The organism is [Clostridium] scindens ATCC 35704 (genome assembly GCF_004295125.1).
In the GTDB taxonomy this organism is placed as follows: Bacteria; Bacillota; Clostridia; order Lachnospirales; family Lachnospiraceae; genus Clostridium_AP; species Clostridium_AP scindens.
On record NZ_CP036170.1, the window covers coordinates 1856165 to 1872671 of the forward strand.

6 protein-coding genes and 1 pseudogene are annotated in these 16507 nt (G+C 41.3%); all 7 read left to right on the forward strand.

The window, feature by feature from the left end; genetic code table 11:
• Window positions 1–37: 37 nt before the first annotated feature.
• Complete coding sequence (locus tag HDCHBGLK_RS09515) at window positions 38–856, forward strand: ABC transporter ATP-binding protein (RefSeq protein ID WP_004608107.1); 819 nt, start codon at window positions 38–40, stop codon at window positions 854–856.
• 25 nt (window positions 857–881) lie between these two features.
• Window positions 882–1763 carry a nucleoside hydrolase gene (locus HDCHBGLK_RS09520; RefSeq protein ID WP_004608108.1) on the forward strand — a complete coding sequence of 294 codons (882 nt, stop codon included), beginning with the start codon at window positions 882–884 and terminating at the stop codon, window positions 1761–1763.
• A gap of 17 nt (window positions 1764–1780) precedes the next feature.
• Complete coding sequence (locus tag HDCHBGLK_RS09525) at window positions 1781–2773, forward strand: sulfurtransferase (protein ID WP_004608109.1); 993 nt, start codon at window positions 1781–1783, stop codon at window positions 2771–2773.
• Window positions 2774–2778: 5 nt separating this feature from the next.
• A complete protein-coding gene (locus tag HDCHBGLK_RS09530) occupies window positions 2779–3942 on the forward strand; it encodes a glycosyltransferase (protein WP_004608110.1) in 1164 nt (387 codons plus the stop codon).
• A 203-nt stretch (window positions 3943–4145) separates the two neighbouring features.
• Window positions 4146–10076, forward strand: a complete 5931-nt coding sequence (locus HDCHBGLK_RS09535; protein ID WP_130574584.1) for a leucine-rich repeat domain-containing protein — start codon at window positions 4146–4148, stop codon at window positions 10074–10076.
• A gap of 87 nt (window positions 10077–10163) precedes the next feature.
• Window positions 10164–15401 carry a leucine-rich repeat domain-containing protein gene (locus HDCHBGLK_RS09540; protein WP_130574585.1) on the forward strand — a complete coding sequence of 1746 codons (5238 nt, stop codon included), beginning with the start codon at window positions 10164–10166 and terminating at the stop codon, window positions 15399–15401.
• A 367-nt stretch (window positions 15402–15768) separates the two neighbouring features.
• Window positions 15769–15960: pseudogene (locus tag HDCHBGLK_RS09545) on the forward strand (IS256 family transposase); the annotation flags it as partial.
• Window positions 15961–16507 lie beyond the last annotated feature (547 nt).

Here is a 16507-nt window from a genome sequence, read left to right on the forward strand (position 1 = left end):
TAAATAGATTGTACAAGAATAAAGGAGTAATATATCGATGGCAGGGCTTAAGATAGTAAAGTTAAAAGTGCATTTGCAGAAAGAAGAAATTCTGCACCAGGTCGATCTGGATATTCAGGAAGGGGAATTCATAGCGCTTCTTGGAGAATCCGGTTGTGGAAAGACGACGTTGTTAAAAACTATTGCAGGATTATTGGAAGTAAGGGAAGGGGACATCTTGTGGAATGGTGATTCCATGATGCATATTTCCCCGGAAAAAAGAGGGACAGTTATTGTATTCCAGGATCTTAGATTATTTCCACATATGACAGTGGGAAAAAATATTGCATTTCCTATGGAGATCCAGAAAGTACCGAAAGAAGAACAGCTTCGAAGAATACAAAAACTTCTGGAAGCAGTAGAACTTGCAGGATATGAGAAACGAAAGATTCGGGAGATGTCCGGAGGACAGATGCAGAGAATTGCGCTTGCAAGGGCTCTGGCGGCAAATCCAAAAGTGCTGCTATTGGATGAACCATTTTCGGGGTTAGATGAAAGACTTCGATTGGAGATGGGAAGACTGGTGAAGAAGCTTCATGATGAATGGAAAATCACAACGATATTGGTAACGCATGATAAGCGTGAGGCTTTGCAGATGGCTGATCGAATTGCATTTATGAAAGATGGAGAGATCCTGCAATACGATACACCGGAAGATATATCGAGACATCCGGCTGTTGAAGCAGTGTCTGACTACTTTGGCCGAACAAGTTATGCTAAGGGGGTGGTATCAGGAGGAGTATTTCGGAGTTCTCTGGGAGAGTGGAAGACGGATCTGGAGGACGGTGAATATGAGGCAATGTTAAGACCATTATAATATAATAAATGAAGGGAGTGATTTAGTGGAAAATAAGAAAAAAAAGATTATATTTGATTGCGATAATACATTTGGGGTTACAGATTGTGATGTAGATGATGGACTTGCACTTCTTTATTTACTTGGATGTGCGGATGCGGAAGTCTGTGGAATTACAGGAACTTATGGAAATAATAATATTGATGTAGTTATGTCTACCATTCATGCGATGCTTAAGGATCTTGGAAGAGAAGATATTACCGTGAAGAGAGGAGGGGCATCTTGCGGAGAATATGAGAGCGAAGCAGCCCGGTATCTGGCACAGATGGCAGATAAGTATAAGGGGGAAATATCCATACTTGCAACAGGATCCCTCACGAACCTCATGGGTGCATATATGATTGATCCGCACTTCTTTGAAAATGTAAAGGAAATTGTGCTGATGGGAGGCATCACCCAGCCACTGGTATTCAAGAAGGAAGTTATGAATGAACTGAATTTTTCTTGTGATCCGAAGGCGACAGAAATGGTTCTTCGAAAAGGAAATTATGTGTCTGTTATAACGGGAAATAATTGTTTAAAAGTCTTATTTACCAAAGAAGAATATAAGAATCGCCTGATGGATTCAGATACTGAGATTGCAAGGTATATTTTGGAAAAGACCGATTATTATTTTCAATATAACGAAGAGGGGTATGGTATTGAGGGGTTCTATAACTGGGATGTGACAGCAGCAGTATATCTCATGCACCCAGAATTTTTTGAGGATGGGTTGGTAAAACTTCAAGTGAGTGAAGAGGATTTACATACTGGGTATTTGAGACAGGAGGAGCCGGCAAATTGCGTCGTGAATCTTCCGAAGATAGGAGCAGATAAGGCATTTCGTAATAATATATACAATACATGGATGAATGTAGTTTTTGAATAGATAACAGGAGGAAGCATATGAAAAGAAATAGATTATTTGTAACAGGATTAGCAATTCTAATGGTTTGTTCAATCGTAAGTGGCTGCGGAAAGAAACAGGAACCGACAGTTGAAAGGCAGCAAGTGGAAGAAACAAAGGGAAGTGATATAGCCACTGAAGAAAAAGAGGTTGTAGAGGAAGTGCCAGATGATGGAAAATTCCATGGGAAATGGATTGTGGATGCGGAATATGCAATCGGAAGAATCGGGGCAGAAGATACTTTGTTTGTGGATAGCCGTGGAGAAAAACAGGCAATTATGGGGACGATACAGGGGGCTGTCGCAACGGTATGGCAGGATTGGGCAATTCAGGAAGGCAAAGCAGGAGATGAGAATTGGGGATGTATCCTGGAACCAGAAGCATTAGCAGAGAAGTTAGGCAGTTTAGGTATTACAAAAGATAAAGAAATAATCCTTCTGGGGGAGACAGCCAATGGATGGGGAGATGACTCTCGCCTTCTCTGGGAACTACTGGCGGCAGGATATACAGATGTGAAAATGGTAGATGGTGGTCTGAATGCAATGAAAGAAGCAGGAGCAGCTACACAGTTTCTTGCATCGAATCCGCAGCCGGCGGAAGTAACGATTGATAAGATTGATTACACGCATGTAATGACGACAGAAGAATTACAGAAAAACTATGATGACTATAAGATTGTAGATGTGCGTACAGATGACGAGTATAATGGTGCAATATTATATGATGAGGCACAGGGCGGTCATCTTCCGGGAGCAATTCATATCCGATATACAGATTTATTCCAGGAGGATGGAACATTGAAACCGAATAAAGAGTTAGTACAGATGTTTGAAGAGGCAGGTCTTTCCAAGGATGATGCCATTGTTGCTTACTGTACAGGTGGAATCCGTTCTTCTTATATGCAGTTAGTTTTGGAAATGTGTGGATTCGAGAATTCATATAATTATGATCAGTCTTTCTGGAGATGGGCAGTTGTAGGAGAGGTAGAGTAAGAAACATGGTCAGCGTAATACTATGTACTTATAATAGAGAAAAGACAATCTGTGAAGCTGTTGATAGCATTCTGGCGCAGACATATAGGGATTTTGAACTGCTTATCGTAGATGATGGTTCTACAGATGGAACAAGAGCGTTGCTGGAAGAATATCGGGATGAACGTATGAAATGTATCTATTTGCCGGAAAATTCTTATTACTGCTATGCGGCTAATATTGGCATCGAGCAGGTATCTGGTAAATATGTGGCATTTGCTACCAGTGATGACGTCTGGATGCCGGAAAAATTAGAAAAGCAGGTGCGATATCTGGAGGAACATCCAAAATGTGGAGCCGTATTCTCAAAAGTCGCTCTTATAGGCAAAGAAGGAGAACGAGTAGAGAAAGAATATCCAGAAATTATGAAGATGTTCGAACAGGACAATCGAAGCAGAACAGAATGGATGCATCGTTTTCTTGAAGAGGGAAATTGCCTGTCACATCCAGCTTCGATTGTCAGAAAAAGTATCTTAGATAACATAGGCGGATACAATCTCTTATATGCACAGTTGGCAGATTTTGACCTGTGGGTCAGAATTGTCATAGAAAGTGAAATATACATTTATCCGGAAAGATTAGTGAAATATAGATGGTATAGTGAGAAGGGTCAGATTAGTGGATTGACAGAAGAGAAATGGATGCGAATGGTTCATGAATTTACTATGATTAAGAGAAATCTTCTTGAAAACTTAGAGGATGAGAAATTCAAGGAGTTCTTTCAAGAGATGTTTCGTAATCCAGAATCTTCTACACACGTAGAGCTGGAATTTGAGCGGGCATTTCTTATGATGGAAAAGGGTATAGATTTTACGAGGATAAACTTAATTGGATTCCAGAAGATAGAAGAGGCTTTGCGAATACCCGGTGCCATGAAAGTTTTGAAAGAACATTTTGGTATGCGGATTCAGGATTTATATAAGCAAAATGGTCAGAAGTGGTATCTGGATGTGTCGAAAGAGCAACTGCAAAATTTGGAAGAGCAGCTGGAATATTTGGAAGAAGAAAGGAGAAACCTCCAGATAGCTATCGTTCAATGTGAGAAGGAATACAATGGGATTCTTCAGTCAACTTGTTGGAAGATAACCAAACCACTAAGAGCAGTTTTGGATATCATAAAAGGAAAGTAAGACGCAAAAGAAACTGACGACAAAAAAGAATGATAGAGATTATGAGACACAGCATGATTCCTATAAAATAGGATGGTGCTGTGTTTTCTTTATACAAAATGCCTATAAATGGCCAATAATATAAAAAATAGTAATTGGACAACCATCGGAAATAGAAACTAGAATAAAAATGTATTATTATGCCTAAATTGAGGAGGAACGGTATGAAAAGAAAGAAGGAAGGTGCAGTTTTACTAGCGCTGTTGTTAAGCATTTGCATGACGTTTACTACGTTTGCAGCGGATATTCCGGTGGATGCTGCAGTGGCAGTAACAGAGGAAGGAGGAGAATCTGAAGAGCCGAAAGAAAGTGGCGACAGTGTCGAATCTGTGCTGCCGGAAGAAAATTCAGCACAGGAAGAACAAGGTTCAGAGGTATCGTCTGAAGAGAACGTGGACTTGCAGGTCGCTCAGTATGTGGCACCTGCAGCAGTAGAGGCTGCAGCAAATGATGAATGGACAGCGGCAGACTTTACATATGGAGAGGCTAGCCAGACATTGACCGGGTGTGACTATAAGAGGGAGATTATTGTTAAGGGACAAGTTATTAAAGGATTATCAGAATCAGGACAGGAAAAGATTGCGATAAATAAGAATCTGGTAATTCCATCTCAGACACCAGACGGTACCACGATTGTAGGAATTGGACAAAGTGCGTTTACAGGGATGGGAATTGAGACAGTTGTATTTCCAGAGAATATGATGATACCGTACGATGACCAGCTTACAGGTGTGATCCATGAGAGAGGCAATTTTATTATTCAGTCTAGCGCATTTGCCAATAACAATATCAGCAATATTGAGTTCCCGGAAGGGATTCTTTATATTGATGCATCGGCATTTAAGAATAACAAATTATCGAGTGTAACATTTCCACATACGTTGTGGATGGTAGGCAACAGCTCCTTTGCTAATAATCAACTGACAAAAGTGAATTTCTGTCTGAATCCTGATTTTATGTTCCAGATGGACAGTCTGGCATTTGCATATAATCAAATTAAATCCGTTACGTTGCCATATAATTGCGAAAAAGTATATATGTATACATTTATGGGAAATCCGGGAATGGAATCTCTTTCTCCGGATGCTCCGGAAAAGTTCCAGGGAACAGGCGGCGTTGTGTATATGTATACCCAGAATCCAGAACACTTTAATATGGACAGGATTCATCATATTGAAAGAACTGCTGCAAATCAGAAATCATGGTTTCAGAAACTGGTTTTAGGAGATGAGCCGATAATTGATCTTTCATGGAAAAGTGAAGATTTTACTTATGAAGGAACATGCATTACCGGATTATCGGATAGTGGTATTACAAAGAGAACGGATAACAAGAATCTTGTTCTTCCGGACAAAAATCCAGAAGGAGAGTATATCACAGAGATAGCAGCAGGAAATTCAGAGACTCAAGGAACGTTTTCGACAGAGGATGAGGTATTTCAAAGCGTGAAGCTCCCGTCCAAGTTGGAAATCATTGGTGATTATGCATTTAAAAATTGTCCTGTTACAAGTCTGGATTTGCCGGTTACAGTAAAGACAATCGGAAAAGAAGCATTTGCCGGCAATCAGTTGCCAGAGTTAGCAATATCGGGAAATCTAAAGGTAATTGATGCTGGTGTCTTCGCACAGGCTGGTACAGAAGGAACACTTAAGAGTCTGGAACTCCAGGAAGGAATTACTAAGATCGGGGCAGAAGCATTTGCAAATAGCGGGCTTACAACAGTAGCATTGCCAATGAGTCTTATGGCATTAGATAAAGATGCATTCAAGGGTAGTACTGCAGGTGTAGTGGAACTTAGTACAGATAATTATCGTCATATTGAAGATAAAGAGAATTTTGCGGAGTCAGAATATCATACAATCAAACTGAATACCGCAAATTGGAAGAGTGAAGATTTTACTTACAATGAAGAAGGAACTATTCTTACTGGATTATCAGACAGTGGTATATTAAAACGGAAAGAGAACAAAAAGCTGATACTTCCGGATAAAGGGCCGGGCGGACTGGATATTACAGGAATCGCAAGTGGCGATTCCAATGTAAGCTATGGCATATTCGGTGCAGAAGGTGAAGTGTTCGAAAGTGTGGAGCTTCCGGAAAAACTGGAGACTATCGGTGATCGGGCATTTTTGAATAACAAGTTGACGTCGGTAATATTTCCAGAGACAGTGACAAGCATTGGGCTGCAGGCATTTGCACTCAACGATCTGTCAGAGGTTGTATTACCGGATAGTGTGACATCACTTGGTGGAGCAGCATTTTCAAACAATATCCACTTGACGAAGGTTCAACTGTCTGCGAATCTGAAGGTTATTCCGGCAACAGCTTTTGGAATTACTCTTGCAAATACTTTAAATGTGGGTCTTGTTCAACTTACAATTCCAGAAGGTGTTGAGAGTATTGGCAGTGGGGCCTTTGGCGGACATGAGATTCAGACACTTACACTTCCTGTTTCATTAAAGAAAATTGACAGCAGAGCGTTCAAGAGTAATCAGATTCAGAATTTATATATTCCGGATAATGTGACAGAGCTCGGAAGCAGTGCGTTTGAGCAGACTTCCGGAAAGAATTGTTTAGCGTCTGTCCGTCTGCCGGAAGGATTGTTAAAGATTAATTCTAAAACTTTTGCAAACGCAGCACTTACAAGAGTCGATATTCCATATAGTTTAACGACGCTTAATAAGAATGCTTTTTATGGAAATAAAGATGGTTTTGTTCAGGTATATACACCAAATGATGAACATATAAGTTTTGAAGTGTCAGGGGCGACATTCCAGATACATATACGGACGGATGTCTGGACAATTAAAGACTTTGCATACGATGGTGCGAAGATTACAGGTCTGTCAGAAACTGGAATTAAGAAACGTGAAGAAAACAGGAATCTTGTTCTGCCGGATAAGACACCGACCGGCGACTATATTACGGAGATCGGTGCCGGAAAGCCGGGAGAATATGGATTGTTCGGAGCAGAGAACCTGGGATTCGATAGTGTGAAATTGCCATCTCGTGTAGAGAAAATAGGAAATTTTGCATTTCAGAATAATGGTCTGAAAGAAGTAAGCTTCCCGGATACATTATCTGAGATTGGAGTAGCGGCATTTCAAATTAATCAGTTGGTAAATATTGTATTGCCGGATAGTGTTACAACACTTGGGGGCGGTGCATTCGGAACGAACCCTACGCTGCAGAGTCTTGTATTGTCTGAGAATATTAAAGACATTCCGGCAGGCGCATTCGGCTGCAGTACCAAAACAGAGTATATGACAGGATTTACTTCTGTTGAGATTCCGGAAGGCGTTGAAACAATCGGAGACAATGCATTTGCAGGAAACAATTTTACAGAGATTGTAATTCCATCTACCGTGAAGAGCATTGGAAAGTATGCATTCTCTACGAAAAATACTTTAAATGAAGTAACGACATTAATTCTTCCAGAAGGATTAACAACAATTGGAAACAGAGCATTCCGTAATCAGAATATCCTGACGGTAGATCTTCCGTATTCTGTAACAGCGCTTCCGAAGGAAGTATTTGAAAAAGAATTTAAAGATGGAACAAGTGGTGTAACAACCGTAAGAGTTGAGAATTATCAGCAGTATACGGATAAAACGTTATTTAAAGATTCGGACTATCATGTGTATGAAATTAATGCCGATACATACAAAGCTACAGATTTCGTGTATGACAGTGAGAACCCTGTAATTATAACTGGACTGTCCGACAATGGAGTAATGAAGAGACCATTGAATAGGAATCTGGTAATTCCGGCTCAGAACACAACAGGTGAAACTGTTATAGAAATTGCAAACGGTGTAGCCGGTGGATATGGAGTTTTCGGGACAGAAGGAGAAGGATTTGACAGTGTTTCATTCCCGGAATCCTTAAAAAAGATTGGAAATTTCGCATTCAGAGACAATGGATTAAAGAATGTAAACTTTACAAACGGTCTTGAGAATATTGGAATGCAGGCATTTGGACAGAACTATATCGAAGAGGTTATCTTACCTGACAGTGTGAACACTATGGGGTCCGGTGCATTTGCAACCAATCCTGAACTTAAAAAGGTAGTACTGTCAAAAGGAATGACGGAGATTCCTGCATCTGCTTTTACGAATAATACTCCGGCTAAGAACTTTACAGTTCTTGAGATACCGGAAGGAATTAAGACAATCGATAACTATGCATTTTCTGGAAATAGCCTGTCGGAAGTTCGGATTCCATCTACGGTGACGAAGATTGGAAGTAGAGCATTTGCGCAGACAGCGGACAATGCGACAATTACAAATGTGAATCTGCCATCAGGGCTGCTGGAGATAGGCAGCAGAGCATTTACGGAAACACTTATTACAAGAGTGGACATTCCGAATAGTCTGGAAAAACTTGCAAAAGATGTTTTTCGAAATGCTGCAGGAAGAGTCGTGAGTATTCATACTTCTAATAAGGATCATCTGACAAATGCAAAAGGCTTCTATGCTACATCGGATTGGCATAAAGTAGTGTATAATCAGCTTGTTGAATCTGGATGGTCAGAAGACGATTTTACATATGACGGATCAGTGATTACCGGATGGTCAGAAAAGGGAAATCAGACAAGGCTGGAAAATCATAATCTGGTACTTCCAAGTACGAATCCGGAGACCGGAGAAGATATTTCTATGATTGGAGAGGCTGCTTTCCAGATTCCGGACGATGAATGGGAACAGGGAAAGAACGGCATTTATTCTCCAAATGGAATGGAATCTGTTTTACTGCCGGAAAGACTGATTGAGATCGGAAATAAAGCATTTCAGTATAACAGTCTGGTAACGGTTGAATTTCCTGCATCCGTGACAACAATAGGAGAAAGTGCATTTAACTCTAATAAGTTAGAAAAACTTATACTTCCTGATACCATCACAGAAGTTAAGGATGGTGCATTCTCAACAAATGTATTGACAGAAATTACATTATCTGACGGAATGACCAGAATAGCACAGGCAGTATTCTCGATGAACATTAATCTGACACATATAGAAATTCCTGATACAATCACAGAAATCGATGATTTCGCATTTGCAGGAGCAAGACTGGAGACATTGGATATTCCGGAATCAGTAGAAAGAATTGGCAGAAAGGCGTTCCATTTGCATCATCTGACAGAACTTACAATACCGGGAAATGTAAAAGAAATCGGAGAATCAGCTTTTGAAGGGACGTTCAAGGCACTTACTTTGAAGAAACTGGTACTGGAAGAAGGAATCGAGAAGATTGGATTAAAAGCATTTAAAGAAGGTTATCTTGAAAGTGTGGAGCTGCCGTCTACTTTGATGAGTCTGGCTGATGATACATTTATGAATAACACAGGAACAGATAATAGTTATGTGGTGGAGTGCTATACAAGTAATCCGGCACATCTGAAGTTCCAGAGTTCTAAGTATCACAAGATTATCTACCGGGCTCTAGTATGGGATGTAGATGATTTTACTTATGGTGATGGTGTAAATGAAAGTGATACAGTAATTACAGGATTATCGGAAAAAGGTCTTAAGAAGCTGGAGAATTGTACAGATCTCGTTCTTCCACAGAAGAATGCGGAAGGAAAAGTAATAACGGGAATCGGAGCATATGCATTTGCCGATCTTCCATTTAAGCTTACAAGTGTTGTGTTCGCAGATGGTCTGTGTGATATTGGAGAAGGCGCATTTAAGGATAATGCACTTCAGGAAATGACATTACCATCATCTCTTAAGAGTATCGGAGCATATGCATTTGCCGGAAATCGCATTACAGAAATCGTATTACCGGAGAAGGTAGAGTCAATGGATAAGACGGCTTTTGACTCGAATAAAGATGCTGACGGAAATAAAGTGGTCGTAAAAGTATATATTACAAATCCGGGGCAAGAGAAGTTGCCGGAATCTGATGGATATGAAATAATATTTACAAAAGAGGTTCCGGAGCAGAAACCTGCAGAATCACAACAAGATGAGTCAAAGAGTACTGCTGTAAGAACAGGAGATCCGGCCAATACTGTACCGTTACTCGTGGGCATGTGTATTGCTATGTCAGCGATAGCTTTATTGTTAAAGAGAAGAACAAGTTTGAGACACTAAGAGTCAAAATATAAAAGATGCAGTGTTGTTCTAAGAATGGAATGACGCTATATTACAATGCATAAACTCGATGGTAGGAGGAGAAAAATGAAGAAACTAAGGAAGATTGTAGCATCGATAGTGATGTTGTCCGTGGCATTTTGTATGGTGCCGGGTATGAGCGCCCAGGCGGACACTTGCGGAGGTCTGGAAGAGGTGGATGTGTATACACCGGGCGAGGATGAGGTGATTCAGGATCCGGCACTCCACTGGGCGGTAAGATCCGCAATGAATGCCATTAAAGCAAGACCAAAGCTTACAGCAGAGATGGTTGGGGATCCATCAGTAAAAAATATTTCTTACGAGCAGTGTAACCATCCGGAGGATTTCGAACAGTGGACGCAGCCGTACTGGATCGAGGATCTATCAGGCCTGGAATATGCGAAATCAGCTAAGATGATAGATATTGGTTATACATCATCTGTAGAGGGTAAGTCTATCAAGGATTTGCGTCCGCTTTCTGGGCTTACGCAGCTGGAAGAGCTGATTCTGAAGCAGGATGGTATTACCGATATTAGTCCGGTTAAGAATTTGGTAAATCTTACAGTCTTTGACGTATCAGTAAACCGTGAGATTCAGGATGTTTCGGCTATTGCAGATATGACAAAGTTAAAGAGATTGAATATTTCATTTAATAAGGTGGAAAATATTGACGCGATAAGTGGACTGGTCAGTCTGGAGTATGCAGATGTTTCCAAAAATAATATATCTACTTTGCCAGATATGAGCAAACTGGAAAAACTGACTGCATTAAATATTTCTCACAATAATTTGACTGATATTTCAGCGCTTGCAGATGCAAAGAATCTGACAGAACTGAATTTGAAAGGAAATACAGGCGTTACGGATCTTAAGCCTCTGGCAGAGTTGATCTACCTGGAGAAGGATAAAACATTTCTTCCGGATGACAGCAAGAAAGATGATTTATTTGCTGCAATTGCAGTAAATCAGCTGTTCTGGAAATTCAATATCAGCAAGATGACAACCAGTGATCTGGAAAATGTTGGACTTGCCTTGGAAGCTTATGAGGCGTTAACTGCAGATCAGAAAGCATACATGGACAGTGACCGTGTGAAAGCAGCAAAGGACAACAAAGAAAAAGTAGAAAATGGACAGGCACCGGACTATTACCCAGAATATGATGAAGGTGGAGAAAAGCAGCCGATATGGAATCGAATCGAGATCAAAGTTGTTGATAAATATGGAAATCCGATGCCGAATGTTGCATTTGAAAAGACGATGTCCGGTTCAGTTGTAAAAGAAGCGGTTACTGATGAAAATGGTGTATTAAGCATAGCCCATACGACATTGGATTATCTTGGAGAGTGTGTGATAGCGCCAAAAGGTGATACATATGTGGCAATTCCGGAGCAAGTTACTTATACAGTACTGGTCGGAGGGATTACCGAAAGTATTAACGGGAAACTGGCAAATGGTTTTGAAGAGTTAGAGATGGTTCTGTGGCCAAAAGATGAATATGTGGATAAGAGTGCGCTTCAGAACGCAATCGAATCAGCCGGATCTGTAGAAGAGCAATATAAGTATACAGCAGATAGTTATGCAACTTATCAGGAAGCACTTACAAAGGCACAGCAGACATATGATGATGTAGATGCAACAAAAGAAGAAACAGCTGAGGCCGAAGCTAAACTGACTGCAGCAATTAATGGGCTGACGAAGACAGATATTTTGACTCGGTTGAAACTGATCGTTAAAGATGAGAATGGTAATCTATTTACCAGACCGTTCAAATTCCAGATTCGTGTACCTGACACAGGTGCAGAAGCGTGGAATGATAAGTCGGATGCATATACAGGAACTGCTTATCTTCAGGCATCTCCAGGATGGCAGGATGGAAAAGAGTGGGAAGTTCTGGCTTGCTATGAAGAACCTTATAAGATAGAGCCATTCCGGGTAACCATAGGAGTAAAAGACGGACAGAGATATTTTAAGACCGTTGACGGTGAAACTGTAGGTGTAGATTTTGAAAAGCAAGTTGTGGCAAGAGGCATACAGTCAGCAGAGGCAACGATTCAACCAGACGGTACTGTACTTCAAGCATACATTGAGAAGGCAAAAGCATACGATGTAGCTGAGTGGATGCCTTCTACCTGGAAAGTACTTCAGGAGAAAATCACAGCCGCTGAAAATGCAGTAAATACAAGTGGTGCAACACAGGAAGTATATAACCAATGTGCAGCAGAGCTACTCAGGGCAATGAATGGACTGAAGCCGATTGCAGATAAGACAGAGTTAAAGAAACAGGTAGAACTGGAATATTCATACAGTGAAACTTCCTTTACAGCTACAAGTTGGCAGGCATATCAGGTAGTACTACAGCAGGCAAAGGCAGTATTAAATAATGGTGATGCAGAACAGCAGCAGGTAGATGATGCGGTAGCTGCATTGAAAGAGGCTCGCAGTCAGTTAGTTGTAAGAGCAAATACAAAAGCACTTGAGCAGAAGATCAGTGAGGCAAAAGCCCTAAACAGTGATGACTATGAAAGTGGATTTGATGCGTTGCTTGCAGCAATCGCAGATGCTGAGGCAGTGTGCAAGAATGCAGATGCAACACAGGGAGAAGTTGATGCACAGGTAACAGCAATTAGCAATGCAATTGCAGGTTTAGTGAAAAAACCAGTAGAAGTAGACTATTCATGTTATCCGGGCGTGTTTAAGGCCAAAGTTATAGATGAGAATGGTCAGCCACTGGAAGGCGTGAAGTTTGATGCTTATGTGGATGGAAAAAAAGTAGAGGATACCTATAATGAATTGAAATCTACATCACAGGGAATCATTCAGTGGTATGTAACTTCGGGTGAGACATATATCAAACTTGCTGATGACAGGTTTACTACTCTGGATGAACATTGGTTTGTTGCTTCCGGAGCAGGATGGACGTCTGCTATGACATCCATTGACGGCAAGCCATATGCAGAGGGAACAAAACTGACTTATACACTGAAGAAATCCGGTGGAGAAACACCAGATCCGGGAGAAGCAGTATTATCAGATAAAAAAGCATTCCGTGCGAAGGTTGTGGACGAAAGTGGAAATCCGGTCGGTGGAGTAAGCTTTACACAGACACCGGATTACCAGGACGTGACACTGAGTGATATTACAAGTAATGATAATGGAGTAATTGAATATACAGTGACTGGAAATGACGGAGGGCTGAAGGTTGAGATTAGATTAAAGGAAGGACAGGCAGCAGGAGAGAATCAGACCTGGAGCTGTGAGGAAATCCATACATATCAGACCAATTTTGTGTGGCCAACACCGGCTATCACATCTGTAGACGACGTTTCTGTTGATGAGACAACAGAAATCGTATATACATTGAAAAAAGTTGGCAGTAGTACCCCGGAACCGGGAACAGTAGATAAGTCCAAGCTAAAGGAACGTTTGGATGTAGCAAGTCTCTTTGATGGTAAAGAAGCGGACTATACAGCAGAATCTTATCAGGCGCTTCAATCTGCAAAAGCAGCAGCGCAGTTGGTGTATGACAAAGTGGATGCTACACAGCCGGAAGTAGATGAAGAGTATCAGAAACTGGATGCAGCAATCAAAGGAATGAAAGAAGTAGAAAAGCCAATTGTAACAGACAAATCTAATATCCGCATTCTGGTTGTCGACGAAAATGGTCAGAAAGTAACAGACAGTATTGCATTTGCGCTGAAACAGGATTCTTATGCAGGAACTGCATACAGTGCAAATGGAGTTGTTGAGTATACAATCAGCGATGCAGATCAGGGTGTGGCAAAAATTACCGTGTCACTTAAGAATGAGAGTGTAGTGATTAATGGAAAAGAATACTATGCAGAACCTGCAAGCCACGAATTTACACTTTCTTCAAGTTCACTGGGAGTTGTGATTACTACCGTTGACGGAGAGGTATTGGAAGATACCAGAGAAGTGAAATTTGTACTGAAGGAAAAGGAAGTCGGCATAGATACAGACAAGCTTGAATCAGAGCTTCAGACAGCCAAAGCAATCGAACAGGGCAATTATACCCGGAACAGTTATAATACGCTGCAATCAGCAATCAGCGCAGCAGAAGGGCTTCTTAAATCTGAGACACTTACCCAGCAGGCAGTGAATGATGCGGAAGCAGCACTTGTGTCTGCAAGAGAAGGATTAAAAGAAGTAACAGGTATGCGTACACTTCAGATTCCGGTAGAAGGAGATGCTCCGGCAAATCTGGAATTTGTAAGATATGATGTGAAGTATTCCGTAGCAAATAAATTATTTGCCAATGACGGAGCACTTACATGGGCACCGGGAATATACGATGAGGGAGAATACGAATTCTATCTTCCGGATACTTCTGCGTACATCGCAACACCAGGTTTAATCAAGGTGCAGGTGGAAAAAGAAGATGGAACGCCGGTTATTAAAACAATCAACGGTGTACCGGCTGCAGAGGCAGAGGCGAAATTTGTGATTTCTGCGAAAGGAACAGATACATCTGATATTCTGACCTTCCGTGCATTAGTACAAGACGATAAAGGAAATGCACTTTCCGGATTGAAATTCAATATTGAATTCAAACAGATTGAGCAGACAGTTGTAAATGCAGAGAAGGAAGCAAGAGAAGCTGCTTATACAGAAGAAGTTATCAGTGATGAAAATGGTATCATTTCTTATCAGGTAACAATGTGGGATACCAACACAGAGGCAACAGTATCTTTACAGGATGGTCAGGGATGGACAACAGATCAGGTAGCAGTATTTTCAGTGATCGCAGATCCTGCAGATCCGGACAGGGCTATCATTGAGAAGATTAATAGCGCCGCACCGGCAGATCAAAAGGTAGTATTTAAGATTCAAGAAGAGGGCGGAGTTCCTGCACCGGATCGCACCAGACTGGACGCAGCGATGGAACAGGCTGCAAAAATAGATGCATCCTTGTATACTGAAGAAAGTTACCTTGCAGTAACAACTGCGCTTGAAGCCGCACGTAAACTTGGTGATGGCGCAGCGCAGGAAGAGCTTGACAATGCAGCACAGGCAATTGAGGCTGCGATTGGAGCGCTTCAGAAAAAAGACCCGAAACCGGTTGAACCAGAAAATCCAGGCGAACCAGACAGGCCAGGAGAGACAGATACACCGGATTCCGGTAACGGCAATGGAAATCAGAAGCCACAGAGCCAGAACTCTGATAAGACAGCAAATAATCAGAAAGCTGTAAAGACAGGTGACAGTGCGCAGACTCTTCCATTACTTGCAGTAATGATAATGTCTTTATGTGTGCTGGGAGTTTCCCTGAAAAAGAGATGCAGATAAAGAACAAGTTGTAATCTTACAGGTCACGTTATAAGAAGTAAGCTGATGATCCAGCTCGAATAATATAGTTGGATTTATCTCTACTTGCTGTAGAAGGGAAGCAGCACGTTTCCGGGTATCATTATCTGGTTTCAGCATAATAAAAGAATCCTGTTCGAAAAATTTAAGTGGAACAGGCTTGAAAGAATCATTTAAGAACGAACCGTTTCTTATCATCTCTGTGGAGATCTGATAGGAGGCGGTTTTTCTGGTAGAGGCAAAATGTCTTGGAACTGCAAGTAACAGATGCTCTTCCGGGAACATCCCAAAGTTTGTGTAAACCTTCAAACTGATGTAAAATAAACTTACCAGTTTGGAGGTTTGTTTTATGGCAAGGAAAAAAGATACCCCACAAAAAGCAGCTCTTCGGGAAATGATGGGCAACTATCTGAAAGAGAACAATGTAAAGGTCAAGGATGGAACCGATGTCAACTATATCATGCGGGATATGATGTCCATCATCATGGAAGGTGCTCTGGATCAGGAAATGGATGAAGAACTAGGATATCCCAAGTATGATTAACGCAACAAGGAAACGGATAATTCCAGAAACGGACATTCCCAGAAGAACATGACTTAAGCTTGTGATCGGACATAGCCAGTCAACTAACCGGATTACAGCCGACATCGTGATGCAGGCTATCAATGACAGCACCCTCGTCTGAGAAGACTCCCGCAATTAATTTGCGGGTGTCTTTCTGTCAGGAAAACAATTCGCAGAAACAATTACTTTTAAAGTGACTAACCTATCTGTAGAGATCCCAAATCAGCACGAAATAATCTGCCGGATGGAACATCATTTAATTTGCCGGACAACACCAAGCCATCTGGTACAGGATCAGTAGGAAATAAACCCCCAATGGGGTTACTTCTGGGGGAGAGGGATGCTATAATAATCATAAAGCAGAGATATTAGGGCAGCCCAAGAGGCTGCCTGAGGCCGGGAGAATGTGTCTCAAGAATTCAGTCGGATATCTTTAATATCCTGCTGTGCGAGACGGATAACCGACAGATTGAATATGGACTGATACCGCCGGATGAATTTATTCCGTTCGAGCAGGTGTGCC